Here is a 25,653-nt window from a genome sequence, read left to right as displayed (position 1 = left end):
GCCGGCTCGGGTCGATTTCAGCTACAGGAAGTTCGTTCATGCGGCGAGTCGTGGTTACAGGCATGGGCATGGTCACCCCGGTGGGTCGGGACGTCGAATCGAGCTGGTCCGCGCTGCTCGCGGGCAAGAGCGGCGTCGGTCCGATCTCGCTGTTCGACGCCCGCACGTTTCCAACGCGGATCGCTGCCGAGGTCAAGGGGTTCGATCTCGACGACTACCTCGACCAGGCGTCGCGGTGGACCGAGTATTCGCGGAACACCCGGTTCGCCCTGGCGGCCGGCAAGATGGCGATGGACGACTCGGCCCTGGACGTCGCGGCCGAGGGGTTCGACCCTACCCGGTTCGGCGTCTACCTGGGCGCCGGCGAGGGGCAGCAAGATTTCTCGCGGTTCGTCAAATTGGTCTACAAGACCAGTCGCAACAGCAAGGTGCTGACCGAGGAGTTCTCGCGCCACGGGGTCACCGATCTGCACGCGGTTCGCGAAGCCGAGCAAGAGCCAGGCACCCCCGCGGCGCATCTGGCGAGCGTCTTCGGCGCCCGGGGGGCGAACTCGAACTGCCTCACGGCGTGTGCGGCGAGCTCGCAGGCGATCGGCGAGGCCTACGAGATGATCCGGCACGACTGCGCCGACGTCATGCTCTCGGGCGGCACGCACAGCATGATCCATCCGTTCGGCGTGACCGGCTTCATCCTCCTGACCGCGCTCTCCACTCGCAACGATGAGCCGACGCAGGCCAGCCGGCCGTTCGACCGCGACCGCGACGGTTTCATCATCGGCGAGGGGGCCGGCATGCTCGTGCTCGAAGAGCTTGAGCACGCCAAGGCGCGGGGCGCCCGGATTCACGGCGAGATCGTCGGCTACGGGTCGACGGCCGACGCCTTCCGGATCACCGACAGCCACGAGGAAGGCCGCGGCGCCATCGCCTGCCTCAAAGAGGCGCTCGAAGGAGCGAACCTGCGGCCCGAGGAGATCGACTACGTCAACGCCCACGGGACCAGCACGTCCGTGAACGACTCGGTCGAGACCCTGGCGATCAAGAAGACGTTCGGCGACGCCGCGTACACCGTGCCGATCTCCAGCACCAAGAGCATGATGGGCCACTTGATCGCCGCCGCCGGCAGCGTCGAGGCCATCGTCTGCCTTTTGACGATCCGCGACGGCCTGCTTCCGCCCACGATCAACCTCGATAATCCGGACCCCGAGTGCGACCTCGACTACGTCCCGCACGAAGCCCGGAGCAAGAAGGTGGACGTCGCGCTTTCCAACAGCTTTGGATTCGGCGGCCAGAATATCACGCTCATCCTGAAACGCTACACCGATTGACGTACTACCACGCCCGGCCGACCCTGGGGGCCGCGGACCGCATGAGCGGGCCGCATCCGAGCCCCCTGGTTCCACGGTTCGGGCCTTGTGAATTGGAGCCCATCCGTGGTTGGCGCAGCAAGCCTTCTTTACTTCCTCGCCGTCGTCGCGCTGCTTCCGGTGGTCGGCTTGGTGGGCTTCCTGATCTTCGCGGTCTTCCGCTACTGCCCGGTCATCACCCGGATTTTCGTGGAACGGCCGGTCCTCCTGCCTCTGAGACTGACCCCTGACGACCTGGGCGAACCGGTTTCGTTCGCGGCCGAGGACGGCCTCGCGCTGTCGGGTAGCTACTTCAAGGCCCGGACCCCGTCGCGAACCGGCGTGCTCGTCTACTGCCATGAGTTCCTGAGCGATCGTTGGAGCTTCGCCCCCTATATCGACGGCCTACGCGACAAGGGGTTCGACGTCTTCAGTTTTGACTTTCGGAACCACGGCGAGAGCCCCGTCGAGCCATCGTACGAGCCCATCCAGTACGCGACCGACCGCGAGGTCGGCGATCTCCGCGGCGCACTCGCCTATCTGCGGTCGCGCCCGGACCACGACCCGGCCGGCTTCGGGCTTTTCGGCGTCAGTCGAGGCGGCACCACGGCGTTGTTGGTCGGGGCAGTCGAAGCCGACGTCTGGGGCGTCGTGACCGACGGCGCGTTCCCGACCCGCGGCACGATGACGGCCTACATCGACCGTTGGGCCGAGATCTACGTTCGCAACGCCTTGTTCCTGGCGATTCTCCCCCGGTTCGTCTACTCGTTCCTGGGCGACGTCGCCCGCAGGCAGTCGCAGCGCCAGCTCAATTGCGTCTTCCCGAGCGTCGAGCGAGCCGTGGCCCGGCTCGCGCCGCGCCCCTGGTTCCAGATCCACGGCGAGCGCGACGCCTACATCGGGACCGACATCGCCCAGGCCCTGTTCGCCTGCGCCCGTGAGCCCAAGGAACAATGGCTGGTGGCCGACGCCAAGCACAACCGCTGCCGCGAGCTTGAGCCCGAAGCCTACGCCCGCAAGCTCGCCGCGTTCGTCGATCGGTACGCCCCGCGGCGGCCCCTGGCCGGCCTGCCGTCCTTCCAGGCCTCCGAGGCGCGGTACAGCGACTACAACGTCACTGGCGTCCGCGTTCCGTCGGCCGAGCTGATCACGAACGTCGCGTCGACCATGACCCGTTGAACCGAACAATCCGACGGGGGTCCTCTCCCTCATGCTCAACTTCATCAAGCGGCTCGCGGGCCGGCCGATCGCCAATCGCGCCCGACGGCTCGCCGCCGAGTTTCTCGATCAGACGAACCGCGCGGGGGACGTTCAGCGCGATCTCCTGTTGTCCCGGATCGCCCGCAACGCCGACAGCCAGTTCGGCCGTGACCACCATTTCCACGAGATCCGCACGCCGGCCGACTTCCGCAAGCGGGTGCCGATCGGCGACTACAACCGCCACGAGCCGTACATCGACCGGGTTCGTCGCGGCGACGTCTCGGCCCTCTTCGGGGCCGGGACCGACGTGCTCATGTTCGCCATGACCTCCGGGACCACCAACCGGCCCAAGACGATTCCCGTCACCCGCGAAGCGCTCAAGGACTATCGCGAGGGCTGGACCATCTGGGGCATCCTGGCGTTCGACGGCCACCCCAACATGATCGACCACGGCTTGCGGCCGATCCTCCAGATCGCCAGCGACTGGCGAGAGAGCCAGACCGCCGCCGGCATCCCCTGCGGCGCGATCACCGGGCTGACGGCTTCGATGCAGAACCCCCTGGTTCGAACCACCTACTGCATGCCGGCCTGCGCGTCGCGGATCAAGGACGTCGAGTCGAAATACTACGTCGCGCTGCGGTTCTCGATCGCCCGCGACCTCGGCACCGTGATCGCCGCCAACCCGAGTACGATCCTGGGCATGTTCCGCCTGGGAGATCGCGAGCGTGAGACCCTGATCCGCGACCTCCACGACGGCACGATCGACGCCAAGTGGTCGATCCCCGACGACATCCGCAAGCAGCTCCGGTTCCGCACCCGCATCCGTCGCAAGGCGACCGCCAAGCGGCTCGAAGCGATCGTCGAGGAGACCGGCCGACTGCTGCCTCGCGACTACTGGCCGAACCTTGAGTTCCTCTCCAACTGGATGGGAGGAACCATGCGCGCCTACCTGCGCGGGTATCCCGAGTTTTTCGGCGACAAGCCGGTGCGCGACGTCGGCCTGATCGCGTCCGAGGGTCGGATGACGATCCCGATCGAGGACGGCACGGCGGCGGGCGTGCTGGACATTCGCCATCACTACTTCGAGTTCATCCCCGAGGAGCAGGGCGACCTTGCCGAGCCCGACACGGTCGAGGCCGTCGACCTCATCGAAGGCCGCAACTACTTCATCATCCTGACGACCGCCGGCGGCTTGTATCGCTACAACATCTTCGACCTCGTCCGGTGCGTGGGATTTCACGGCAAGGCGCCGGTCGTCGAGTTCCTGAACAAGGGTGCCCACTTCTCCAGCCTGACCGGCGAGAAGCTCTCCGAGCATCAGGTGGTCGCCGCGGTCGAGGCGGCGCAGCGGGCCGTGGGGATCAGGCTCCGGTCGTATCTGCTCCTTCCCATCTGGGGAGAACCGCCGTCGTACGGCCTGCTCGTCGAGACCTCGGACCTTCCCGAGACCCAGGGCGCCGACCGCTTCACCGCCGCCGTCGAGGAGCAGCTCCGCGCGCTCAACGTCGAGTACGCCTGCAAGCGCGACACCCTTAGACTTGGCCCGGTCCGCACGATCCGCCTCCCCAACGGCGCCTGGGGCGAATTCCAGAAACGACGTCTGGCCCGGAGCGGGGGAACCGTCGAACAATACAAGCAACCGCACCTGATCCCCGATACCAACGAGATCAACTCCTTCTCGGTTCTGGATTCGGTCGCCCCCTGAAATTCGAGGGGTTCGATGGAGCGATCTCCCGCGGGCCGAAGGGCCCCAGGCGTATTGCTCGACGGTTCAAGGAAGAGCTACAACCCCGTTGGACGAGCAGGTTCGGGTTGCCCCGCGGCCGTGGTTGTGGTAAGCGTGGGGGCGATTCAAGGCCAAGGGCTCAAGGGCCGCCGCCCGGTCATCGCGACCACGGGCGGATTCCCCAGGGCGGGGGAGAGGGAAACGATGAATCGAGCGATCGACAACGCACGGGCGGCGCTCTTCGCTCCCAGCAGGATTCTGATTTTCGTCGCGCTGGCTTCGGCCTTGTTCGAGACCGGATGCGCCAGCACGGCCGCCATGCGAGCCAGCGCCAGCGCGCTGGCCGGCTCAATCTGGGATCGGCCTCGAACCGAGCCCACGTACGATCTCTACGCCCAGAACATGGCCGGCGCGCGTGGTCCCGCGCCCGCCACGCCGATGGTCGCCTCGAACGACGCCTCGAAGGCGAAGAGCGATTCGACGGCCCCCGAGGCGGACGAGGCGAAGACCGCCGAGGACGCCGAGCCCGTCGCCGCCGCCGAGCCCGCCTCGACCCGTCCGCGCAAAGCCCGAACCGACGAGAGCGTGCGGATCACCCTGGGACGTCCCGAGAGCCTGCCGGTTTTGAAGGAAGGCGCGCCCGCCGAGTTGGCGGCGGCCGACACGCCACGACCGACGTTCGCGCCCTCGAAGCCGCGCGAGGAGGCCGCGTCCGCGGCTGAGACGAAGGAAAACGAGTCGATGGCGCTTGCCGCCGCCCCGCCCCGCGCGAAGAAGCCGAAAGACCCCGATCAGAAGCTGCGGACGATCCTCGACGAGGCCAAGCAGCGGCTCGAAGAGATGTCCACCTATCAGGTCAACATCACCCGCGCCGAGCGCGTCGGCAGTCAGCTTCAGCCCCAGGAAGCGGTCTTGCTCAGCGTCCGTCGCAAGCCGAAGGCCGTCCGGCTGGAGTGGCCGACCGGATCGAGCAAGGGGCGCGAGGTCATCTACTCGACGGCGATCAACGACCGGACGATGTATGTGAACATGGCCGACTCGGCGCTGCCGATCCCCCGGATGTCGATCCCGATCGACAGCCCGCTCGCCATGCGGAGCAGCCGTCACACGATCGGCGAGGCCGGCTTCGACACGATTTTCGACAACCTCTTCAAGCAACTGGTTCCCGCCGGCGCCCCGACTCCCGGCGGCAAGCTCGTCTACAAGGGCCTCGAAAAGCCCAAGGAGATCGACCAGACCTGCCACCTGATCCAGCGCACGACGCCGACCAAGGAGGTCTGGAAGGTCTATCTCGACACCAAGTCGCTGATGCCCGTCGTCGTCACCGCGCACCAGGAGGACGGCGAGCTGCTTGAGTGCTACACCTATACCCAGCTCCAGCCCAACCCCGAACAGCTCGCCTCGGCCGACGCCTTCGATCCCGACAAACGCTGGGGCGAGGCGAAGGGCCTCTTCTCCCGACTCGCCAAGGCGGCCGGCGACGCTCAGGGCGGCAGCCCGACCAAGACGCGCTGACTGCCAAAATGACCAGCAGGGTGCCTTCGGAGAGCGCCGACCGAGGCTTTTCGGCGACTCTCCGATAATTTTTAAAGATCGGCCTTGCATTGACTTGCTACTATCGATTCTGATGGAGAGAAGCAGTTCAGTGCGTTTGGCGCATGGATTGCTTAGCTCACTCCCGTATTGAATCCTCGACGACGGATCAAGCGTGAGTCCGGTACATGATGTCAGCAATCCAGGACTACTCCATCCTCATCACGGACGATGATGCGGCTTCTCGCGAGACGCTTCGCGAGATCTTTGCGCCGCAGGGCTATCGCACGTTCCTCGCCGAGAGCGGGGAAGAGGCGATTGACATCGTCCGCGACAACCACGTGCATATCGCCTTGCTCGATATGCACCTGCCGAGGCTCTCGGGTCTCGAAACCCTGGCGATCTTCCGCCAGATGCGCGGCGCTCTGCCCGCAATCTTGATCTCGGGCGACTGCGACGACAGCTTGATGCGTCGGGCTCTCTCCGAGCACGCCTTCACCGTCCTCGCCAAACCCATCAGCCGGCACGTGATCGTCCACGTCGTCCACAAGGCGTTGCAGAAGTTTTATAACTGACGGCGTGGCGCTTCAGTCTCGCCGTATGCCGAGCGGAAGATCGACTTTCGTGCCGTCGTCGATCAGGAGCATCGCTTTGATGTCGCCCGGAGGCCGATCGTCGGGCAGTGAGGCCATGCCGTCGGCCGCGGTGGCGACGTGGGCACCGCGATGTTCTCCCAGAGCGTGCTTGCTCGAAATGTTCGGCCGGCTCCGGTCATTTACCCGGAAGCTCATGTCACCCCAGACGAGGTCCCTCGGCTCCATCCAGTGGATCGCGGCGTTGTCGGACTCGACGAGCATCAGCGTCGATTCGGGATCGTCCCGGATGTCGGTCAGCCGCCCCGGCACACCGCTGCCAGGGAAGAGCGTCCTCGGGCCGACGACCGCGAGGATGCTCGTGAAACCGTGCTCGGCGGCCTCGGGACCGCTCGGGCAGAAGAATGTTGACGGCCGCATCGCGTGGAGTTCACGGTTGTTCGGGCTGTCCCATGGTTCGTCGAACCGAATCTTCGCGTAGAGGGAGTCCTGGCCGAGGAACGGAAGCAACAGCACCCTCCAGCTATGCAGCGGCTTGCCCTGAGCGTCGGCGACGTAAGCGGGCGGAAGGCTGCCGTAGGTTGATTCGTAATTTAGCAGAGCGAGTCCGACCTGCTTGAAGTTGCCGACGCACTGTGCGGATCGGGCCGCCTCCCTCGCCTGACCCGCGGCCCAGGTCAGCCAGCCCGCGGCCGTGAACGTCACGACCGCGAGCACCAGCCAGAAAGCGAATCCAACGCTGTTGATCGTCTCCCTGCGGGTCGATCTCGTGAAAGTTCGCATGATTTGGTCGCCGGGCGAGGCATCGGGGAACATCATCCCATCTTCTTGACGATCACCCGGCTCCCCTGGACGTCGACGACTTCGACGAGGCAGTCGGTCTCGACGAAGAAGTTGTCGGCGGTGACGTCGATCAGCATGTTGCCGAACCGCGCCTTGCCGGTGGGTCGGAGCGGCGAGGTCGTGCGGCCGGACTCGCCGATCAGGAACGCGAGCGAGTCGTAGCCGTCCATCGACGGCTTGGCCGTCGGGTCGGACTCGACCACGGTCCACGGCTCGGGCTTGAGGATCAGCCGGTTGAAGATGGGGATCGCCGGGAAGTAGCGGGCCAGCACCACGGCCCCGGCGGTGACGCCCAGCAGCGCGATGGTCACCTGGAACAGGGTGTAGCCCATTTCCCGGTATTCATACTCCTGCGTGGGCCACGAGAACGAGTGGCTGGCCATGACGATGCTGGAGAGCATCAACACGATGCCGGCCATCCCGAAAACGCCGAAACCGGGGAAGACGAACAGCTCAAGCGCCAGCGACACCAGGCCGAGCAGGAAGAGGATGATTTCGAGCTGGTCGGCCGTGCCGCTGAGGTAGTGGCTCCAGAAGAACAGCATGAAGGCCAGGGCCGACGTGATGGCCGGGAGTCCGATGCCGGGGAGCTTGAGCTCGATGACCAGCATGAACAGGCCGACGAACAGCAAGAGCCAGCTCACGTAGGGGTCGGTCAGCACGGTCACGAGCGAATCGACCCAGCCGGGCCCTTCGACGCGGATCTGCTGGCCCTGGAGCCCGTAGAGGGCTTTCAGCTCTTCCTCGTTGCGAACCACCTGGCCCACGCCGAGGGCCGCGGCGTCGTCGCCGGTCAGGGTCAACTGGCGGCCGGCTTCCTTGCGGGTCTGGATGTTCTGGAACCGGCCCGGGTTGGCTTCGGCTTCATCGCGGAGCAGCAGCCGCGACGCGCCGGTCTCCTGATCGTGGACCTCGACGACTTCGACCTCGGGATCGACCATCGCCTGCGCGACGGCCTCGGGGTGTCCCATCTTCGCCGCCAGAAATCCGGCCTTCTTGCTCAAGCTGGCGATCTGGCCATCGGTGAGCGCCTCGACGCGGCCGCGACCGGTGATGATCTGCCGGACGTCGCCCATCCGGCCGCGTTGCTTGAAGACGATGTCGCGGCAGGCCAGGGGGATGAGCGCCGCAACGCCGGTCGCGCGCTCGTCGACGTAGGCCACGGTCTTCATATCGGTGATCCCGGCGATCATGTCGGCCAGGGCGTCGGCCGACGCGACGAGGCCGCCGGGGCTGTCGATCTGGAAGAACAGCAGATTCGCCCGTTCTCGGCGGGCCTGTTCGATGCGACGGCCGAGGTAGGAGACCTTCGACTCTTCGACCGAACCTTCGATCTTGATCCAGACCGGCCGGACGACCTGGCCGAGCGTCGGGTCGTCGATCGACGACTGGCCGCTGATCTGGTAGATCTGCGCCACTTCGGCGGGAGTTTCCGCCACGCGCTTGCAGAACCCTTCTTCGCGGGCCCGCTCGGCCGTCAGCACGCCGCGACGGCCGTCTTCCCAGGCGGGGCGTTCCTCGGCCACGTCGCTCGTCTTGCGGAATTCCTGCAGGTTCTCGGCGAGCACGTAATGGAGCGACCTGTCGGTCGATCGCACCAGCCGCAGGTCAGCGTCCCGGTCGAGCATGCCGAGCAGCAGGTCGGGCTCGCGGGTCTTGCGGACGGCAAGGAACCGCACGGGATCGCGGTACGCGGGGTCGAAACTCTGGTTCTCGGGCGTGATCGGCCCGAGGGTCGCGTTCGAGCCCATCACCAGCTCGGTGCAGGCGACCGCCGGCAGAACGGCGAAGCCCTTGAGCGGCTGCGGCACGTAGGCGACGGTCAACTTGGCACCGCCCAGCTCCTTGGAGATCACGCTCGCCAGGTCGTACGAGGCGCCGAAGTCGCTGCCGCCGGGCGCGGTCTCGCCGGGGAGGAACTGGAAGATCAGGATCGGACTCTTGCCCTTGGCGTCGGCCGCGTTCTTGTCGACGAGGTTACGGGTCGCCGCTCGAATCCTCGAGATCGTCTCGTTGGTGATCGGCTCGGTGATCGTGAAGAACTGTCCGGGAGTCGACTCGAACTTGGCGGGCGGCTCGGCCGACGCCGCTTCCATCGAGACGACGCACGCGACGATCGACACCAAGAAAGCCAGCCCATGACGTGCGACAACGGGGCGGATCATCACGGTCGGACTCCCTCCGCAGGTCCATTTCGGCGCTCAGCGTCTTTCACCTGACCGATCGCTGCGAGAATCGGGTCGGCGGGCGAGGTCGGAATCGGCCTCGGAGGACGTCCTGAGCGGTCGATGACCATCGCGGAAAACGCCGGATGCGCCTTCAAAGCTCCTACCGCGCTGATTATATGCCCCCCGAAAATCACCGTCAAACGTACGAGTCCAGGGCGGTTGCGACAAGCCCTCCCCGCGACACCCGTTCGGGCGCATGGGAAAGCCCTCCGAAAGGAGGGCTGGCGACCCCATCGACGGCGTTTCCGGGGAACCGCCCCCGGGAAATCACCGCTTCGGCGCGGCCTGGTTGCGAGCGGCGGCCGGCGCGGGGCGTCGTTGCCCTCCCGCCACGCCGGCGCGGGGGCGCTCGTCGCCGTCGGGATTGCGGACCACCTTCCAGGAGGCGTCGGTCTTTCCCTGGAACGTATCGTCTTCGATCTTGGCGTTCGGCTTGATCCCGCTGAGCTGGAAGTCTTTCTGGCTCTTGCCGTCGGGCGAATGGAGGATGATCCGCACCGGCAACAGGTACTTACGATCGAGCTGGACGAACGCCTGGCTGAAGCTCTCCTGGTCGACTTCGAGCTTCGGCCGGACGCTGATGCCGTAGGTCTTCTCGTCCTCGCTGATCAGCGTCATGTTATAGCGCCGCTTGGCGTCGTCGGCCTTCATGTTGAACAGGAACGGTAGCGGGCCTTCCTCGAGCGCCTTGGCCGCCTGGTCCTTGTCGAGAGGATAGATGATGATCTGCTTGGTGTCGCTGTCGTACTGCCAGACTTCGTTCCCCGTGCAGATGATCCGTTCCTTGGGCGCGCTGACCCAGGCGTTGGTCTTCGGGTCCTTGACCGGCTTCTTGTCCTTGTCCTGCTGGATTTTGCGGAAGTCGATGTAGGCGAGGTTGGGATTTTTGAAGATCGCGCGGCCTTCGAAGTATTCGTACTCTTCCCAGGCGACGATGTAGTCGCGGCGGAAGATCTTGGCGTCGAGGGTTTTCAGGAGCGAGCTTTGCTTTTCCCAGAGCACCAGCAGCCGCTCCATCTTGGCGGGGTCGGCGGGGGCCGCCTTGGCCTGTGCGGCGGCGGGCTGAGCTTGCTTCGGCGCGGCGGGGGCCGCCTTGGGGGCCTGGCCGAATGCGGTCGGCGCGCCGGCCGTGCAAACAGCCGCCAGGAAACCCGCTCGGATCGTCGCTCCTCGTCCCATGACTCGTCGTCCTCCATGCCTGTCGCCCGAGCCTCGCGGCTCCGTCGAACCCGGGACGCCGGACCGATGTCGGCCTGCGCCCTCCCTTCCTTGAGCCGAAACCTACCAGAGACGCAGAATTCCCACCAGAGCATCCGTGGCGAACCCCCGACTCGTAATCGCGTGGCTGAAGAGAAGAAGGCGGTCGACTTCGCGGCGATGTCGCACTTTTTATCAAAAGAGCTTGAACTTCGAGCGAATTATCATCAGACGGTCGTGGAGCAGGGGGCGAGTTCTGGACGTTAACCTTGGTTATATCGAGAGTTAACGGAATTGCCCTTCGCGCGGCACGGTCTTTGCAATTCAGAGTCGTGTCGGTCGAGTCGTGATTCCGAATTCTGAACCGATCCGGCGTTTCCGTCAGATTGAGCTTCGGTCAAGGAAGGAGATTCGCATGCGTCCCACACCGATCCAGGAGATGGCGCCGCCGGCCTGGCCCTTGCCGTTGATCGCGATCGAGCCGAGGGGGCCGCGCCAGGCTGCTTGACGAACCCCGGCGGGTCGTCGACAATGAGCCGATACTGGAACCCATCCCTGTCCCGCTCGCGGCCTTGAAAACCTCAACGGATGGCACATGGCTCCTCTCGACCGCCCCAAGCTCCGCCTGCTCGCGGCTCGGCGACTCGAACACATGGGGCAGTCGTTCGTCGTCCTCGAAGACCCGCTGAGGCTTTGCCCGAATCCGGTCGTGCTGGCGCTCGACGTCTTCAACGAGGTCGTCCGCCATTTCAACGGGCGGAACAGCTTGCGGGACGTCCAGACGCTGGTGCTCGAATCGACCTCGCAATACCTCGAAATGGGGGCGATCCGGCAGCTCGTCGATCAGCTTGACCAGGCGCTCGCGCTGGAGAGTCCGGCCTACGCCGTGGCGGTCCGATCGTTCCTCGACGCGACCGAGCGGCCGGCGGCGCTGGCGGGCTTGTCGTATGCCTCGGAGCCCAAGCGGCTGCGGAGCGACCTTGACCGGTTCTTCAAAGCCCGCGACGGCGCGGGAGTTCTCGCACTGCCCCCCCCGGCCGCCCGGAACGGCGACGACGATCGGTCCGCGAAGCCTCGGTTGCGGGCGATCGTCAGCCCTCATATCGATTTCCCGCGCGGCGGGCCGGTTTACACCTGGGCGTACAAGACGCTGGTCGAGCGGAGCGACGCCGATGTCTTCGTGATTCTCGGCGTCGCCCACCAGCACTGCCGGCGTCGGTTCGTGCTCACCAGGAAGGACTTCGCGACTCCGCTGGGCGTCGTGTCCACCGATCGGGAATACGTCGATCGGCTGGCCGAAGCGGCCGGCGCGCACCTGTTCGACGACGAGCTGACGCATCGCTCGGAGCATTCCATCGAGTTCCAGGCCGTCTTCCTGAAGCACGTCCTGGGCGACCGGCCGTTCACGATCGTGCCGATTTTGGTCGGCTCGTTCCACGACCTGATGAAGCGGAAGGCCGACCCGATCACCGATCCCGAGGTCGAGCGGTTCATTCGCGCGTTGCGGCGGACCGAGCTTGCCAGCGGGCGGAAGGTCGCGTACATCGGCGGGATCGACCTCTGCCACGTCGGCCCCGAGTTCGGCGATCCCGAGCTGGTCGACGCCGCGCTTCAGAATCGGATTCGCGCGTTCGACCACGAGATGCTGGCCCGGGCCGAGGCCGTCGACCCGGTCGGCTGGTTCCGGACCGCGTCCGACGTCGGCGACCGCTGGCGGGTCTGCGGGCTCGCGGCTGCTTACACGATGCTCCACGTGCTCGGCCCGTCGCGCGGCGAGCTGCTCAAGTACAACCAGGCGGTCGACGACCGCAAGACCTGTTGCGTCAGCTTCGCGAGCATGGTCTTCCACTCCGTCGCCGCCGCTGTCGAGTGACTTCGCCGATGACTCTCCCATCGCCCGCGTCCGACCTGGCTCCCTCTGTCGCCGACTTGTCGGCCGAGCCCCCTCCTACCTGCCGCCCCCCGCGAAGGTTCGCGCCGAGGTGGCCAGGTACGACCAGGCGGCCGAAGTGGGAACCTGGAACGGACCGCGCTACCGGATGACCTACCGGGTGCTCGGCAAGGGACCGCCGCTGATCTGGGTCCCCGGGATCGCGACGACCCACCGCGGGTACGCGATGGCCCTCAACCTGCTGGCGGAGCGGTTCCAGACGATCCAGTATTCCTACCCCGGCGACGAGCCCGACGACGGCGCGAAGCTGGGTCGGATCAGCCACGACCACCTCGTCGACGACCTGTTCGGCCTGATCGACCACCTGAACCTCGGCCGCGTGTTCCTGACGGGCCTCTCGTTCGGCTCGACGGTCGTCCTGAAGGCCCTCGCCCGCGAGCCTCGGCGATTTCCCCGCGCGGTGGTTCAGGGGGGCTTCGCCCATCGGAATTTCACGATCGCCGAACGATCGGCTCTGTTCTTCGGGCGAAGGTTCTCGGGGAATCTGGGTCGGCTGCCGCTGCACGAAAAGATCCTCAGTTACAACTGCCGGGGCGACTTCCCGTCCTTGATCGCCGATCGCTGGGATTTTCATCTCGAACAGCACGGCCTGACGCCGATCCACGCTCTGGCGCATCGCTCGACGCTTCTGACGCGCCTCGACTTACGACCGATCCTGCCGACGATCTCCAGCGACCTGTTGCTGATCCACGGTCGCGAGGATCGGGTTGTGCCGCTCGCCCATCTTGAGGTCCTCCGCGCCGGGCTGCCACGCGTCGAGGCGGCCGTCATGCCGACGGTGGGACATATTCCGCACATGACGCACGTCGACCCGTTCGCCCGGCTGATCGGCGATTGGCTGCTCCCTTGCGCTCCGGAGGGCTGCCCTCACGATGCGGCCGAAGGGGCGCCGGACTGCGCGTCGGCGGGGCCGTCGTGTCCTGGCGCGCAGGCCAAGTCCCCCTGCGCTGGTTCCCAAGGCGGTCACGCATTACAATAAGCCTCGTATGACACGACGAGCCATTCTAGTCCTTCGAGATCCTAGATGAGTGACGAGGCGCGACCGAAGTTGGTGATTCTAGGAATCGGTGACGACGGGCTCGCGGGCCTGACGGAGGCCGCCCGACGTTTGCTGGCCGGGGCCGACGTGCTCCTGGGCGCGCCGTCGGTGCTCGAACAGTTCGACGATGCGCCGGGGCGGAAGGTCGTCCTGGAAGCGGAGATGCCCGGCGCGCTGGCGCAGGTGCGCGAGGCGCTCAAGGCTCAAAGCCCCGTTCTGGTCTGCGGCGGCGATCCGTTGTTTTACGGCGTCGCCCGCTACCTTTGCGACCGACTGGGCAAGGACAGCTTCACGGTCGTCCCCCACGTCAGCAGCATGCAGTTGGCGTTCGCTCGCGTGAAGGAGAGCTGGGAAGAGGCGTATCTCACCAGCCTGGCGGGACGGCCGATCGAGGCGGTCGTCGACCGTATCCGCACCGCTGAGAAGGTCGGCCTGTTCTCCGGCGACGACCACACGCCTTCCCGGCTGGCGCGCGCGCTGCTCGATCGCGGAATCGATTACTTCCGGGCCTACGTCTGCGAAAACCTGGGCTCGCCCGACGAGCGGGTCACCCAGGCCGAGCTGTCCGAACTGATCGGGATGGATTTCTCGCCGTTGAACGTGCTGATCCTCGTCCGCAAGCCGAACCGCCCCAATCAGGCCAGCCGGCACGGAGGACGACGGCTGTTCGGCAACCCCGACGACGCCTTCGCCCAGAGTCTGCCGTCGAGCGGGCTGATCACCCAGGCCGAGGTTCGAGCGATGGCGTTGGCCCAGCTCGACATCCGGCCGTCCAGCACGGTTTGGGACGTCGGCGCCGGTTCGGGCTCGCTGGCGATCGAGGCGGCGCAGCTCGCCAGTCTGGGAATGGTCTACGCGATCGAGCCGGAGCCGGCCGACTTCGCGTTGATCCAGGCCAACGCCGAGGCGTTCGGCGTACCCAACGTCAAGGCGGTCGCGGGCCGCGCCCCCGAGGTTCTGGCGGGCCTTCCCGACCCCGACGCGGTGTTCCTGGGGGGCCTGGGCCGGCAATTCGACCTGCTGCTCGGCGAGGTTTACAAACGACTGCATCCTGGAGGCAACCTGGTCGTCAACGTGGCGACGATCGAGGGCCTGTACTCCGCGTATCAGACGCTCAAAACGCTCGCGGCCCCCGTGCGGGTCTGGAACGTCTCGATCGCGCGCGGCATCGAGCAGATGGACACCCTCCGGTTCGACGCCATCGCGCCGACGTTCTTGCTGGCGGTCACGAAGCAGGCCCAGACGGGCCGGTGACCGGAGAGACGCGCCGGCTCCGTCGGCCGGACGGACGATCTAGGCGCGCGTCGGCGATCGATTTTCCCCGCCACGACTTTTCGAAGGAAGAACCAACGTATGTCTGCCGACGGTGATATGGAGCTGGACCTGATCGCCGTGGGCGCTCATCCCGACGATGTGGAGATCGCCTGCGGAGGGACCCTCGCGCGGCTCGCGCGGAAGGGGTACGCGGTCGGGATCGTCGACCTGACCGACGGCGAGCCGACGCCGAACTCGCCCGGTCCGGACGTCCGCCTCGAAGAGGCGCGCAAGGCCGCCGAGGTGCTCGGCGTTCAGATGCGGATCAATCTCAATCTGCCCAACCGTCGGCTCTTCGACGGCTTCGAGGAACGCGTCGCCCTGGCCCGGGTCTTCCGTCGCCATCGGCCCAAGGTCGTGCTCGGGTTCGGCGGCAAGACCGTCCTGGCGTCGCCCGACCACTACCAGGCGATGCTCATCACCGACGCCGCCGTCTTCTACAGCCGACTGACCAAGTGGGACGAGCATTTCGACGGCCTGCCGCCGCACACAATCACCAACCAACTCAGTTTTCCAATCGCGCTTCATGGGTTAGACTTACCTGAGGCGTCCGGCTACGTCATTGCTGACATGAGCAGCACCCTGGACGTCAAGCTGCAAGCCGTCAGGTGTTATCAGACGCAGTTTCCCGCGAATAAGATCGGCATCTACAGCGCCGTGGAGACCATGAATCGCTATCATGGATTGACGGCGGGGTTTGAAGCCGGCGAGCTTTTTTTGACGTATCGTTCCGTCGGAGTAGACGACCTGATGCGGTGGGCGAGTCCGACTCACGCCCGAACTTGAGCGGGTTCCTGAGAAAGTCCGTTCCAAAACCAAAACAACGTCTTGATTACGTAAGGGGGCATCCCTCACAATCAAGTGTTGCTTGCATCGCGGATCGCGACCGACTCCAGGCCCTGGAACGGGGCGAGGGCGACGACTTCCCCCAGGCTTGCGGAACGCAAAGGCGGTAGACGTGTCCGTGTTATCGAGATTGAGTAGATGGTGGAAAGGGCTGACCGCGACGGCCGGTCCCCGCCACGATCCGGAAGCGACCGACGAGTTCGCCACTCTGTCGTCGCTCACGCTCCTTCCCGGACGGCTTCGACTCCGGGTGGGGGTCGTTTCGGTGCGCGGCAATTATCGCGAGCATAACGAAGACAATTTCTATGTTCCGGGCAAGCGGTCGGTCCGTCACGACAGCTTCGGCGACATCGGCGGCGGCGGTTTCGGCGAGGGCGAGGGGGGCGCGATGACGCTTGACCCCTCGAACTTGTTCATCGTGGCCGACGGCATGGGGGGGCAGCAGGCCGGCGAGCAAGCCAGCTTGATGGCCGTGGAATTGATTCCGCGCGAGCTGGCCAAGCGGCTCCCCCCCGATCAGAGCGAGCCCCGGCGCGTCCAGGAGGCGATTCGCGAAGCGGTCGCCGAGGTCAACCAGGAGATCCTCGGCAGTTCGGGCACGATCACCGAGTTCTCGAACATGGGGACCACGGTGGTTCTCGCCCAGTTCCGCCCCGACAAGGTCTACGTCGCCGGCATCGGCGACTCGCGGGCGTACCGGCTCCGCGAAGGCCGGCTCGAACAGCTCACCAAGGACCACTCGCTGGCCGACGCCCTGGTCGAAGCCGGCACCATCACCCGCGAAGAACTGCCGACCCACAAGTTCAAGAACGTCCTCTACCTCTATCTCGGCAGCAAGGACGCGCGGAGCGGGCCGGAGGACTTCCGGGTCATGGACGTCCATGTGGGCGATCGTTTCCTGATGGCCAGCGACGGCTTGACTGGCGTGGTGACGGACGACGACATCGCCAAGATCCTCGGCTCCGTCGACGACCCGCACCAGGCGGCTGTCCAGCTCAAGAATCTGGCCCTCGACAACGATTCCAAGGACAATATCACCTGCCTGATCGTTCACGTGGTGTCCGACGGACTCCCCGCGGGGAAATCCTGAGCGTACAGTGAACATCGCCGGTCGTCCGGTCCAGGTGAGGCGTTCGGCCGTCGCGACCGTCCCATGTATTCGTTCCGATCCGCTGAAGCAGCCCGCGCCGTCTCGGCTCGCGCCGCTTCCTCGGACGTTTCTCCAAGGGCCGGTGATGATCGGGCTGGACGACTTCCTCGCGTGCGTCGATCGATCGGGGTTGGTCTCGCGTGAAGACCTGAACCCGTTCCGCGCGCGGACCGTTCCGACCTCGCCCTCCGACTCCGATCTCGCCCCCCGGGTCGCCCGCCAGCTCGTTCAGCAGGGATTACTCACCCAGTACCAGGCGCGCAAGCTGCTGGCGGGGGCGACGCGCGGATTCTTCCTGGGGGGATATCGCATCCTCCGGCCGCTCGGCGAGGGGGGGATGGGCAAGGTCTACCTCGCCGCCCACGAGGGCGACGACCAGAAGGTCGCCATCAAGGTGCTGCCTCCCAAGCGGGCGCAGGAGGAGGCCAACAGCCTCCATCGGTTCCGTCGCGAGATGGAGCTGTCGATGCGCTGCAACCACCCGAACGTGGCGCGGACGCTGTCGGTGGGCAACGACGGCGACGTCTACTTCATGGTCCTCGAATACATTCCGGGCATGAGCCTGTTCGACATGGTCAAGAGCGAGCAGTACGGCCCGCTCCGGGTCGCGACCGCGGCGCGGTTGTTCCTGAAGGTCCTCAGCGGGCTGGGAGCGGCCCACCGGGCCGGGCTGATCCATCGCGACATCAAGCCCTCGAACATCATGATCACGCCCGACGGCGACGCCAAGGTGCTCGACCTCGGCCTGGCCAAGGCGCTTGGCGAGGAAGGGGGTCTGACCCGCGCCAACGCCGTGCTCGGCACGCTCGACTACGCCAGCCCCGAGCAGCTCAGCGACGCCTCGCGCGCCGACGTCCGCAGCGACCTCTACAGCGTCGGCTGCACGCTCTATTTCGTGCTCGCCGGCAAGCCGCCGTTCGAAGGCGGCGACGCCATCAACAAGATCTACAAGCAGCGGATGGAAGACCCCGAGCCGATCGAGCGCGTCGCCCGCGGCGTCCCCGCCGCGTTCGGAGCGATCATCCGCAAGCTGATGGCCAAGAACCCGGCGGAGCGCTACGCGAATTGCACCGAGCTGCAAGGCGACCTCGTGCCCTGGACCGACCCCCAGCGCGTCCGGGCGATCCTCGGCGCCGACGCGGACTCGGCCCACTCGTTCCATCCTCCGCCGCCGATCCTCGCCGAGGACGACCTCCGGCTTCTCGGCCCCGATTCCGACTCCGGCCCCAGCTTGCTCTCGCTCCGCGACCTGGGCGACGCCGAGCCCTCGGCGGCCCCGCTCCACCGGTCTCCCCCGCCCCCGCTCGCCGCGAAGCTCAAGCTCCTGCCGCGCCAGGCACTCGCCCCGACGCCCGCCGGCGACTCGCGCTGGCTAATCCACTTTTCGCTCATCGCGCTGGCCGTCGGCCTCGTCGCCATCCTCGCCATCGCCGTGTTCCTCAACTCCTGAGTTGTAGCGGGGGGCCTCATTCGTTGGCGGCGTGAACTTCCGTACAACTCGGCCTTGCTCTTTCGCGGGCGCGCATCGACAATCGACGATGGCGGACGACTCCGTCTCCTACAAGCTCGAAGCGCTCGCGAGTAAATCCCACCGACGGCCACATCGTCGGCGGAAAAGGCGGCGGGCCGGCAGGGGCGATCACGAGGAAATACGGAACCTCGCACGATGCCGAAGGGTCGTACAACCGGGGGGAAGAACGTCCGGTCGTCCGACGTGCCGGGAGTTGACGCGCTCGACCTCTTCTTACCTCCGGTCGCAAGCTGGTTCCGCTCTCGGCTGGGCGCGCCGACGCTTCCGCAGCAGCTTGGGTGGCCGGCGATCGAGGCGGGTGAGAACACGCTGATCGTCGCTCCGACGGGGTCGGGCAAGACGCTCGCGGCCTTCCTCGCGGGTCTCGACTTGCTCTGGCGTTCGCCTCACCGCACCGCCGGCGTGCAGATCCTCTACATCTCGCCGCTCAAGGCGCTCAACGAGGACGTCCGTCGCAACCTCCGGACGCCGCTCGACGGCATCCTCGCCGAGTCCGAGGAGGTGGACGAGCCCTTGCGCCCGCTCTCGGTGGCGGTCCGCAGCGGCGACACTCCGGCGGCCGAGCGGGCGCGGATCGCGCGCAAACCTCCCGAGATCCTCATCACCACGCCCGAATCGCTTCACCTGATGCTCACGTGCCGGGCGCGCGAGGTGCTTCGGAACGTCTCGCACGTCATCGTCGACGAGATCCACGCGGTCTGCGGCAACAAGCGGGGGGTCTTTCTGGCGTTGCTTCTCGAACGCCTCGAAGCCCTCGGCGCGCGCCCGTTCGTGCGGATCGGCCTGTCGGCGACGCAGAAGCCGCTCGACGAGGTCGCCCGCTACCTCGGCGGCGATCGGCCCGTGACGATCATCGACGCCAGCGGCCGGAAAGCGATCGACTTGCAAGTGATCTGGCCGAGCGGCGGGCCAGCGCCGGTGCTCGGCGGCCCGGGCACGATCTGGCCGGCGATCGAGGACCGCATCCTGGGGCTGGTCGAGAGTCATCGCTCGACGATCGTCTTCGCCAACAGCCGGCGGACGGTCGAGAAACTGACGGCCAAGCTCAACGAGCTGGTCGAGCGGAACATCGAGAGCGCGGTCGCCGACGAGCCGCCGGCCGCCGCGTTTCGGGCGCACCATGGCAGCCTCAGCCTCGACGAGCGGCGGGCGACCGAGGAGATGCTCAAGAACGCCGACCTCCGGGCGGTCGTCACCACGGCGTCGCTGGAGCTGGGCATCGACATGGGCGAGGTTGACCTCGTCTGCCAGGTGGAATCGCCGGGAAACGTCGCGCGCGGGCTCCAGCGGGTGGGACGTTCCGGCCACCTGGTGGGAGGGACGAGCAAGGGGCGGTTCATTGCCAAGACGCCCGCTGACCTGCTGGAGACCGCCGCGCTGGCCCGAGCGATGCTCGCCGGCGACATCGAGCCGCTGCACGTTCCACGCAACTGCCTCGACGTTTTGGCTCAGCAAGTCGTCGCCTGCGTGGCGATGGACGCCTGGGACGCCCCCGCGCTCTTCGACCTGATCCGTCGGGCCTATCCCTTCAGCGACCTCTCGGCCGACGCCTTTGAGCGGGTGCTGCTGCTGGTCTCGGGGCGGTATCCGACCGGCTCGTTGCGCGACCTCCGCGCCCGGATCGTCTGGGACCGCGTCCACAACCGCCTGGCCTCGCTGCCGGGCTCGGCGCGATTGGCCCTCGTCGGCGGCGGCACGATCCCCGACCTCGGGCATTACCCGGTCTATCTGGGCGAGGGAGGGCCGCGACTCGGCGAGCTGGACGAGGAGTTCGTTTTCGAGCGACGGGTCGGCGAGAGCTTCATGCTGGGCAACAGCACGTGGCGGATCGACTCGATCGACGTCCACCGGATGATCGTCAGCCCCGCCCAGGGCCAGCAGGCCGTCATGCCGTTCTGGCGCGGGGAGACCAGCCCGCGTTCGTTGCAACTCGGCGGGGCCGTCGGCAAGCTCACGCGGGAGATCGTCGCGCGGCTCGACGACCCGTCATTGCCCGCCTGGCTCGAAGCCGAATGTCGGCTGGAGCCTCCAGCGGCTCGGTTCTTGATCCGCCACGTCGAGCGGCAGAAGCGACTCGCGGGCGTCGTTCCCGACGATCGCACGGTGCTCGTCGAGAGCTTTCGCGACCCGGCGGGCGAGCTGGCGTTGGCCGTACTCTCGCCGTTCGGCCGGATGCATCAGGGGCTGAAACTCGCGCTTTTGGGGGTGATCCAGGAGCGGTACGGCGTGACGGCCTCGTGCCTCCACGGCGACGACGGCCTGCTGTTCCGCCTGCCTCAGACGGACGAGCCGCCGCTCGACCTCCTCGACGGCCTCAACGGGGCCGAGGCCGAGCGTCTGGTGCGTCGGGTCTTGCCCGACACGGCGCTCTTCGGCTTGCGGTTCCGCCAGAACGCCGGCCGGGCCTTGCTGATGCCGCGCCCCGACCCCGCCAAGCGGACGCCGCTCTGGCTCCAGCGGCTGCGGGCGAAGGATCTGCTCCAGGTCGTCGGCAAGTTCCCCGACTTCCCGATCGTCGTCGAGACGTTCCGCGAGTGCCTGAACGACGACCTCGAAATGCCCAGGCTCCGCGAATTCCTCGATTCGGTCGCGGATGGTTCGATCCGGGTCGAGAAGCGGAGCGGCGAAACGCCGTCGCCGTTCGCCTCGGAGCTGGTCTTTCAGTTCACCGCCGCGTATCTCTACGAGTGGGACGAACCTCGGCGAAACGCCGCGCAACCGGCCCTGGCCTCAGTCGACGAAGACTTGCTGGACGGCCTGTTGCACAGTCTCGACGCCGGTCGCGGGCTCGACGTCCAGGCGGTCGGCCGGGTCGAAGCCCGGCTCCGCCAGCGCGGGCTTCCGCCCCGGACGGTCGAGGAGATGAGCGAGGCCCTCCGCGTGCTCGGCGATCTGTCGGCCGCCGAGCTGTCCGGCCCCATGGAGCAATTCGCCAACGAGTTGCGCGAGCAAGGCAGGGCGGATTGGATCGAGCTGGCAGGAGCCGACCAACCGGGCCGTTGGATCTCGGCCGAGGAGCGAACCCTCTACGAAACCGCCTTCCCGGCGCGAGCCGAGCCTGATTTCGAGGGCGTCGAGACGATCGTCCGGCGCTTCCTCCGGACGCACGCGCTGGTCGGCCTGCCCGACGTGCTCGGCCGATACCCGATCGCCCCCGAGGTCGCCCGCGAGTTGCTCGAACGCTGGGTGGAGTCGCGCGAGGTCGTCCGGGTCGACGAGGGCGAGGACGGCCCGCGCTGGGCCGAGCGCGAGAACCTGACGGAGATCCACCGCCTCGCCGTGGCCAACCGCCGCCGCGAGAGCGTCGCCGTGCGGCCCGAGGTCTTCGCCGACTTCGTGCTCCGACGTCAGCATCTCCACCCAGCCGAACGGCTCAAGGGGGCCGAAGGGCTTGAACAGGCGCTCGACCAGCTTCAGGGCTTCGCCGCGACGTCCGGATTCTGGGAAGCCGAGATGCTCCCGCGCCGCGTGGCCGATTATCGTCCGTCGTGGCTCGACGAGTTGTTCGCCGGCGGCTCGTGGTTCTGGCGCGCATCGCTTGCCGGCCGCGAGGAGCCGTTGACGGCGATCGTCGCCCGCGACTTCGCCGGGGGCTGGCCCGAGGCTGGCGAGATCGAGCCGCTGGACGAATCCGGGCGGCAGGTTCTTGAAGCGCTCGAGCGCCGGGGGGCGAGCTTCGCCGTCGACCTGGCCCGCGCGGCGAACGTCGATCCGATCCAGGTGCGTCGAGCCTTGCGCGCGCTTCTAGGACGCGGGGCGGTCGGCAACGATCGATTCGACCCGCTTCGACCCGGCGCGTTCGACGTGCTCGACGCCCTTAACGAGGCCGCCGCTTCGCCGCGCTCCGGTCTTCGCCGCACGCGGTCGCGACGGATTCAACCGGGCCGACCCGAAGGACGATGGTCGGTGATCGAGCCGGTCGCCGAGGACGTCGAAGCACGCCGCATGGCCTGGATCGACCACCTGTTCGATCGTTACGGCGTCCTCGCCCGCGAAGTCGTCGCGCTCGACCCCTGGGCGCCCTCCTGGGTCGATCTCTTGCCCCACCTGGCCCGCCTCGAACTCCGGGGCGAGATCCGCCGAGGGTATTTCGTCGAGGGGTTGTCGGGCGTCCAGTACGCCACCGACGACGCGGCCGGCCGGCTGGCGGCCCTCGCTTCGGCCGCCAACCTCGATCACGAAGAAGTCTTCGTCTCCGCCGCTGATCCCGCCAACCTGTACGGCGCGGGGGGCCCGCTCGACATCCCGCTGCTCGAAGGGGGCACGGCGCGATTGAGCCGGGCTTCGGGGAATCACCTGGTCGTTCGCGGCGGTCGGCCGATCTTGATCCTGGAAGCGAACGGCAAGCGGTTGACCGGCCTGGCGTCATCCTCGGCCGACGAGATCGACTCGGCGCTCGGCCGGGTGCTCGAACTGGTCACCCCCGAGCGCCGGGTTTTCAAGGTCGAGTCGTACAACGGCATGCCGACCCTCGCCAGCCCCGCCGCCGGCCGGCTCGCGGAACTGGGCTTCGTCCGCGATTATCCGGCGATGACGTATTACGCCGCGTGGTCGTCGGCCGGCGTCTGAACCGGTCGGTGGTCGAGGTTGAAGTTTCGATGTATCCCGTGACAGACGGGCGGGTTTGCTTTACGATTCGCGAGGATCGCCGGTAATCTCGTAGCAGCGGCGGCTCAGGTCCGCGGCCAGCGAACGATCGGTGGGAGTCTCTTATGTCGGTCGCCTCGAATCCGTCCGCCAGCCCCGAAGCCGTGCACTACGATTGCATCGTGATCAGCGACCTGCATCTCGGCAGCGCGGTTTGTCAGGCGAGGCTGCTGGAGGAGTTCCTGATCTGGGCGTTTGATCACTGTCAGACGCTGGTCATCAACGGCGACATCTTCGACGACCTCAATTTCAAGCGGTTGAGCAAGCGGCATTTCGCCTGTCTGAAGGAGATCCGCCGCAACAGCGATCGCAACGACGTCCGGGTCGTCTGGGTGCGCGGCAATCACGACGGCCCGGCCGACATCGTCAGCCACATCGTCGGGGTCGACATCCACGACGAGTTCGTGTTCGACAACGCCAAGGTCCAGCTCCTGATCCTCCATGGCGACCAGTTTGACACGATCATCACCGACTACCCCTGGCTCACCGACCTCGCCTGCAATGCGTTCTACTTCATCCAGAAGTGGATGCCCCACCGCGCCGCGCGATGGATTCGCCGGCTCACCAAGAAATTCCAGCGCAACAGCCAGTTGATCGAGCACCGGGCGACCGACTACGCCCGGGGCCGAGGCTTCCGGTATGTTACCTGCGGCCATACGCACCTGCCCCTCACGGCCGAGCACGACGGCGTCGTCTACATCAACACCGGCACCTGGACCGAAGCGCCGCCGTGCCCATTCCTCGTCGTCGAGGGCGCCCAGGTCCGGCTCGAATTCTGGCCGTTGGCCTCGATCGTGCTTGAACCTGAGGCCGAAGAACGCCATGAGCCGGCCGCCGATCGTCTTCCTCCCATGCTTCCCGCCATGGGTTGACCGCCGGTCGTTGGCGTTCTCGTTTACAATCGAGAAAGACGACGCAGACCGTTGCGAACCCTTGCGCGCGGCGACCGTACTCAAGCATCCGAGGAGGATCCCGATGACGCAGACGCGAATCGAACGCGACTCGATGGGCGAGATGCCGGTGCCGGCCGAAGCCTACTATGGCGCACAAACCGAGCGGGCGCGTCGCAACTTCGAGATCGGTACGCTGCGGTTCCCTCGCGCTTTCCTTCGGGCGCTCGGGCTGATCAAGAAGTCCGCCGCGAAGGTGAACGTCGAGCTGGGGCTGCTCGACCCGAAGCTCGGCGAGCTGATCCAATCGGCCGCCCAGGAGGTCGCCGACGGCCGTCGCGACGAGCAGTTTCCGCTCGTGATCTTCCAGACGGGGAGCGGGACGTCGACGAACATGAACGCCAACGAGGTGATCGCCGGCATCGCCAACGAGCGGGCCGTCGGCCAGCGTGGAGGACGATCGCCGGTCCACCCCAACGACGCCGTGAACATGGGCCAGTCGTCGAACGACGTGATCCCGACCGCCATCCATCTGGCCGGCTCCGAGGCGATCCGCACGCGGCTGATCCCCACCCTCGAACGGCTTCGCGAGGCCCTCGCCGAGCGCGCCGAGGCGTTCGATTCGGTCGTCAAGATCGGCCGGACCCACCTGCAAGACGCGGTCCCGATCCGGCTGGGACAGGAGTTTTCGGGATACGCCGCGCAGGTTTCGCACAGCGTCCGGCGGTTGGAAGGAGCCGCCGAGGCGCTCGGCGAGCTGCCGATCGGCGGCACGGCACTCGGGACGGGGATAAACACGCACGTCGAATTCCCAACGCGGATGGTCGAGGCGCTCGGCCGCGAGACCGGGTTGCCCCTCCGCGTGGCGGCGAACTTTTTTGAGGCGATGGCCGGCCGCGACGCCGTCGTCGAGGCGTCGGCGATGCTTCGGTCGACGGCCGTCAGCCTGTCGTCGATCGCCAACAATCTTCGATTGCTTGGTTCGGGGCCGCGGTGCGGGATCGGCGAGATCCGTATCCCGGAGCTGCAACCGGGAAGCTCGATCATGCCCGGCAAGGTCAACCCGGTCATCCCCGAGGCCGTGATGATGGTCGCCGCCCAGGTGGTCGGCAACGACGCGACCATCGCCTGGGCCAACGCTCTCGGGTCGAACTTCGACCTCAACGTCATGATGCCGGTGATGGCCTACAATTTACTGGAGTCGATCGAGCTTTTGACAGCCGCGGCCGACCACCTCGTGCGCAAGTGCATCGATGCGAGGGACTTCCTTTCCGGGCAGAAGTCGCAGGGCGTCGCCCGCATCGAAGCCGACGAGGAACGCTGCCGCGAGCACGTCGAGCAAAGCCTGGCGATGTGCACGGCGCTTGCCCCGCGAATCGGCTACGATAACGCGTCGGCGATCGCCAAGACCGCCTACCACGAAGGCCGGACCGTCCGCGAGGTCGCCCACGAGCTGGAAGGACTCGCGGTGGACGCCGTTCTGCAAAAGCTGGGGCCTCCCGCGTCGGCCGAGACGCTCGCGCGGCATGGCGGGGTCCCGCCGAAGGCCGAGGTCGATCGACTGCTCGACCCGCGAGCCCAGACCGAGCGAGGCTCGGGCGTCGGCGGCGCGGGAGGTTGAA

General features: G+C 66.8%; 17 protein-coding genes. 14 read left to right on the top strand and 3 right to left on the bottom strand.

The genetic code is table 11. The features are described 5' to 3' along the window. Positions 1–38 precede the first annotated feature (38 nt). From fabF to BSF38_RS09225, 5 genes are all read left to right on the top strand, one after another. On the top strand, positions 39–1,325 hold the full coding sequence (gene fabF / locus BSF38_RS09245; RefSeq protein ID WP_076344978.1) for a beta-ketoacyl-ACP synthase II: 1,287 nt from the start codon (positions 39–41) through the stop codon (positions 1,323–1,325). 105 nt (positions 1,326–1,430) lie between these two features. Beyond that, positions 1,431–2,522 carry an alpha/beta hydrolase gene (locus tag BSF38_RS09240; protein ID WP_076344976.1) on the top strand — a complete coding sequence of 364 codons (1,092 nt, stop codon included), beginning with the start codon at positions 1,431–1,433 and terminating at the stop codon, positions 2,520–2,522. A 31-nt stretch (positions 2,523–2,553) separates the two neighbouring features. Next, the gene (locus BSF38_RS09235) at positions 2,554–4,248 is read left to right on the top strand and encodes a GH3 auxin-responsive promoter family protein (RefSeq protein WP_076344974.1); all 1,695 of its coding nucleotides are present in this window, start codon (positions 2,554–2,556) and stop codon (positions 4,246–4,248) included. A gap of 225 nt (positions 4,249–4,473) precedes the next feature. After that, positions 4,474–5,784, top strand: a complete 1,311-nt coding sequence (locus BSF38_RS09230) for a DUF1571 domain-containing protein (RefSeq protein WP_076344972.1) — start codon at positions 4,474–4,476, stop codon at positions 5,782–5,784. 206 nt (positions 5,785–5,990) lie between these two features. Continuing rightward, positions 5,991–6,377, top strand: a complete 387-nt coding sequence (locus tag BSF38_RS09225) for a response regulator (protein ID WP_237170816.1) — start codon at positions 5,991–5,993, stop codon at positions 6,375–6,377. Positions 6,378–6,389: 12 nt separating this feature from the next. Here BSF38_RS09225 and BSF38_RS09220 read toward each other — a convergent pair whose 3' ends face one another. From BSF38_RS09220 to BSF38_RS09210, 3 genes are all read right to left on the bottom strand, one after another. Then, entirely contained in the window at positions 6,390–7,178 is a 789-nt protein-coding gene (locus BSF38_RS09220; protein WP_168189352.1) for a DUF1559 family PulG-like putative transporter, read from the bottom strand. A 32-nt stretch (positions 7,179–7,210) separates the two neighbouring features. Then, positions 7,211–9,403 (bottom strand): NfeD family protein, encoded by a 2,193-nt coding sequence (locus BSF38_RS09215; RefSeq protein WP_076344970.1) that lies wholly within the window; start codon positions 9,401–9,403, stop codon positions 7,211–7,213. A gap of 330 nt (positions 9,404–9,733) precedes the next feature. Beyond that, positions 9,734–10,645, bottom strand: coding sequence for an outer-membrane lipoprotein carrier protein LolA (locus BSF38_RS09210; protein WP_076344968.1), 912 nt, complete (start codon positions 10,643–10,645; stop codon positions 9,734–9,736). Between the two features lie 613 nt (positions 10,646–11,258). Between BSF38_RS09210 and amrB the strand changes: the two genes are divergently transcribed. The 9 genes from amrB (at position 11,259) to BSF38_RS09165 (ending at position 25,652) form a co-directional block, all read left to right on the top strand. Then, a complete protein-coding gene (gene amrB / locus BSF38_RS09205; RefSeq protein WP_076344966.1) occupies positions 11,259–12,536 on the top strand; it encodes an AmmeMemoRadiSam system protein B in 1,278 nt (425 codons plus the stop codon). A gap of 109 nt (positions 12,537–12,645) precedes the next feature. Then, a complete protein-coding gene (locus BSF38_RS09200) occupies positions 12,646–13,593 on the top strand; it encodes an alpha/beta fold hydrolase (RefSeq protein ID WP_076344964.1) in 948 nt (315 codons plus the stop codon). A 45-nt stretch (positions 13,594–13,638) separates the two neighbouring features. Further along, positions 13,639–14,907, top strand: coding sequence for a precorrin-6y C5,15-methyltransferase (decarboxylating) subunit CbiE (gene cbiE / locus BSF38_RS09195; RefSeq protein ID WP_076344962.1), 1,269 nt, complete (start codon positions 13,639–13,641; stop codon positions 14,905–14,907). 99 nt (positions 14,908–15,006) lie between these two features. Then, the gene (locus BSF38_RS09190) at positions 15,007–15,753 is read left to right on the top strand and encodes a PIG-L family deacetylase (RefSeq protein WP_076344960.1); all 747 of its coding nucleotides are present in this window, start codon (positions 15,007–15,009) and stop codon (positions 15,751–15,753) included. Positions 15,754–15,925: 172 nt separating this feature from the next. Next, the gene (locus tag BSF38_RS09185) at positions 15,926–16,903 is read left to right on the top strand and encodes a PP2C family protein-serine/threonine phosphatase (protein ID WP_237170815.1); all 978 of its coding nucleotides are present in this window, start codon (positions 15,926–15,928) and stop codon (positions 16,901–16,903) included. Between the two features lie 145 nt (positions 16,904–17,048). Continuing rightward, on the top strand, positions 17,049–18,413 hold the full coding sequence (locus BSF38_RS09180) for a serine/threonine-protein kinase (RefSeq protein WP_145952036.1): 1,365 nt from the start codon (positions 17,049–17,051) through the stop codon (positions 18,411–18,413). A 216-nt stretch (positions 18,414–18,629) separates the two neighbouring features. After that, complete coding sequence (locus BSF38_RS09175) at positions 18,630–23,063, top strand: DEAD/DEAH box helicase (protein ID WP_083712818.1); 4,434 nt, start codon at positions 18,630–18,632, stop codon at positions 23,061–23,063. A 143-nt stretch (positions 23,064–23,206) separates the two neighbouring features. Further along, positions 23,207–24,013, top strand: a complete 807-nt coding sequence (locus BSF38_RS09170; RefSeq protein WP_083712817.1) for a UDP-2,3-diacylglucosamine diphosphatase — start codon at positions 23,207–23,209, stop codon at positions 24,011–24,013. A gap of 103 nt (positions 24,014–24,116) precedes the next feature. After that, entirely contained in the window at positions 24,117–25,652 is a 1,536-nt protein-coding gene (locus BSF38_RS09165; RefSeq protein WP_076344954.1) for a class II fumarate hydratase, read from the top strand. The last annotated feature ends 1 nt before the right edge of the window (position 25,653 follow it).

The sequence above is a fragment of the Paludisphaera borealis genome, assembly GCF_001956985.1.
GTDB lineage: Bacteria > Planctomycetota > Planctomycetia > Isosphaerales > Isosphaeraceae > Paludisphaera > Paludisphaera borealis.
This window is presented reverse-complemented; position numbering and strand designations above follow the sequence as displayed.